Below are 3403 nucleotides of genomic sequence, written 5' to 3' on the forward strand. Positions count from 1 at the left end.
TCCAGTTTAAATCCTTTTACAAACAATCAAACTAGCACCACCAGTGCAGACGCGGGCATTTATGCCATCAAACTAATCAGAAATCAGCCGATGGGCATACAGGAAGTTAACGGAAACAATCCTTATTCCTTTAAGCTGTACCCCAATCCGGCAGCCACTTCTTTTACGGTGGAGTTTGAGTCTCAAATTGCGGGAGAAGCTTACTATTATATTTCCAATGCTTCAGGTCAAATCCTGAAAAGAGATGCCTTAGAAAACGTACAACCCGGCACCAATAAAGCAGTCATTTCCCTTGAGGAGCAACTCGCCACTCAGGTGTTGTATGTGACCGTGGTGTTTGAACATAAGTTTTTTGTAACCAGACAACTCCTTAAAAAATAATACATCATTTTAAAACAATTATCCATTAGAATCATGAAAATCAAAATACTATCCGTCATCGCGATAACTGCACTTGTTTTAAGCAGCTGTGGCAACTCAGAAAAAGAAACGGCAACCGACAGCCGAACGGCGATACAAGTCACCACCAAAGCCCCGGCAGCCAGCTCAGGCAACAATCTCACCGTTAGCGGAGAAGTTGTGGCCGTCAACAACGCCACCCTTAGCACCCGTATGATGGGACACGTCAACCGTGTTCACGTCAACATTGGCGATAAGGTAACTCAGGGTCAGTTGCTGGTATCCATCAACAACAGCGACCTGCAGGCCAGAAGCGCTCAGGTCAATGCCGGTATCAATGAGGCTCAGGTAGCCGTTAACAATGCCCAAAGAGATTTTGAACGCTTTACTGCTTTGTTTGCACAAAACAGTGCTTCCCAAAAAGAACTGGACGATATGACCGCCAATTATGAAATGGCCAAAGCTCGTCTGGAATCAGCCAAAGCGATGAAAGCAGAGGTGGATGCACAGTTTGCTTATTCAAATATTACCGCACCCTTTAGTGGTGTGGTGACCAACCGCTTTGTGGAATCCGGCGCGATGGCCAATCCCGGTATGCCGCTGCTCGCCATAGAAGCGCCCGGCAACTTTGAAGTGCGCGCCACTGTTCCTGAAATGGCCATTGGTCAGATTAAAACAGGAGAAACTGTAGAAGTACACATTCGTTCCATCGACAAAACCATCACCGGAAAAGTAACGGAAGTGAGCAGCAGCTCCTCCATGACCGGCGGACAATATCCCGTCAAAGTCGTCCTTGAAAAAGACGACGCCCTGAAATCAGGGATGTATGCCACCGTGCAGTTTCCGGTAGTACAAACTAAAGACACCCCTCAACTGGTAACCGTGCCTCAGGAAGCGATTGTCACTCAGGGTGATTTGCGTGGTGTTTATACGGTAAGTCAGCAAAACACAGCCATGTTGCGCTGGTTAAGACTGGGAAGAAGCTTTGGCAACGAAGTGGAAGTCCTTTCGGGACTCAATGCCGAGGAAGCGATTATCATAGATGCCGAGGGGAAGTTGTATAACGGTGCGAAGGTGGAAGTTAGACAATAGATGTGAGATGTTAGACTTTAGACGTAAGACTGCAAGACGTAAGACTTAGGACTAAATTCTTTACGAGAAAAATTAAAAAAGCTCCAAAAAAGCCCCTCTCCCTGGGAGAGGGGTTGGGGTGAGGATAAAAAAATATAAAGAAATGAAAGAAGGTTTAGCCGGCAAGATTGCCAAATTATTTATAAACTCCAAGCTCACTTTGCTGCTGATGATGGTATTCCTGGCAGTGGGTATTTACAGTTCGTTTTTAATCCCGCGGGAAGAAGAGCCGCAGATAGACGTGCCCATGGCAGATATCTTTATCGGATATCCGGGGGCGAGTCCGCTGGAGGTGGAGTCACGGGTGATTAAGCCCATCGAAAAAATGGTGTCCAACATCAAAGGGGTGGAGTATGTTTATTCCACGTCGATGCAGGAACAAGGGATGATTATCGTTCAGTTTTATGTGGGCGAAGACATCGAACGTTCTTATGTGAAACTCTACAACGAGTTGATGAAGCATATGGACCAGATGCCTGCCGGAGTTACACCGCCATTGGTTAAAACCCGCTCTATAGACGATGTGCCTATGTTGGGACTTACGCTTTGGAGCGAAACCTATGACGACTACCAGCTGCGTCAAATCGCCAATGAGGTCAATCACGAAATAAGAAAAGTAACCGATGTATCCACTACCCATAAAATTGGTGGCAGAAACCGACAGCTGCGTGTGGTACTGGACAAAGACAAAATGGCGGCCGCAGGCCTGGATATGCTTGGTGTTTCAGAAAAGATTCTAGCCAGCAACACACAGATGACCTCCGGATCGTTTAACCGCAACGACACCGAATACCTGGTCAATACCGGAAGCTTTTTACAAACCATTGATGATGTGGAAAACCTCATCGTGGGCATCAATCAAAACCAACCTGTCTATTTAAAACAAATCGCACAAGTACTTGACGGCCCTGAACTGTCCAAAGAATATGTGAGTTTTGGATATGGCGCGGCCGATAATGAAGTGGCCTCCAAATTCCCTTCTGAATATCCGGCAGTGACCATTTCTGTTGCCAAGCGCAAAGGCGCTGATGCGATGAAACTTTCAGATATTATCTTGGAAAAGGTGGCGCATTTACGCACCACCATCATCCCTGATGACGTTCAGGTGTCGGTCACCAGAAATTACGGCGAAACCGCCTCAAATAAGGTTAGCGAACTGCTGTTACATCTCTTTGGAGCAATAATAGCAGTGACCATCGTCGTCATGCTGGCCATGGGCTGGCGTGGCGGGCTGGTGGTATTCCTTTCTGTTCCTGTGACCTTTGCATTGACCATGCTGAGTTACTACCTGATGGATTACACCCTGAACCGCATTACCCTTTTTGCATTGGTATTTGTAACAGGTATCGTGGTGGATGACTCCATCATCATTGCCGAAAATATGCACCGGCATTTCAAGATGAAACGCCTGCCGTTCAAGCAGGCCGCACTCTATGCCATCAACGAGGTGGGGAACCCGACGATATTAGCAACTTTTACAGTAATCGCTTCGGTATTACCAATGGCTTTCGTTAGCGGGTTGATGGGACCTTATATGAGCCCCATGCCCATTGGCGCATCCATTGCGATGATTCTTTCGCTACTCATCGCATTGACCATTGTGCCTTATCTGGGTTATATTTTCTTACGCGAAAAAGACAAAAAGAACGCTCAGGGAGAAGTTGAAAAGCCTGTGGAAATTGAAGATACCAAAATCTACAAAATCTACAGCAAGTTTGAAAAACCCCTGCTGGAGAGTTCGCTGAAACGCCGTCTGGCACTTATTGTAACTGCGGTCCTGTTACTGGGTTCGGTGAGTATGTTTTTTACTCAGTCTGTATTGGTGAAAATGCTGCCTTTTGACAATAAAAACGAATTTCAGGTGGTCATTGAT

At 46.4% G+C, this 3403-nt stretch carries 3 protein-coding genes; all 3 read left to right on the forward strand.

All coding sequences use genetic code 11. From position 1 onward, the window contains the following. A partial coding sequence (locus tag AC6F75_RS04200) for a T9SS type A sorting domain-containing protein (protein WP_500713694.1) occupies positions 1-381 on the forward strand: 381 nt, incomplete at its 5' end. Positions 382-414: 33 nt separating this feature from the next. After that, entirely contained in the window at positions 415-1491 is a 1077-nt protein-coding gene (locus AC6F75_RS04205) for an efflux RND transporter periplasmic adaptor subunit (protein WP_500713695.1), read from the forward strand. Positions 1492-1633: 142 nt separating this feature from the next. Continuing rightward, positions 1634-3403 (forward strand): efflux RND transporter permease subunit (locus tag AC6F75_RS04210; protein WP_500713696.1); only part of this gene is annotated, 1770 nt, incomplete at its 3' end.

Source organism: Planktosalinus sp., assembly GCF_059864935.1.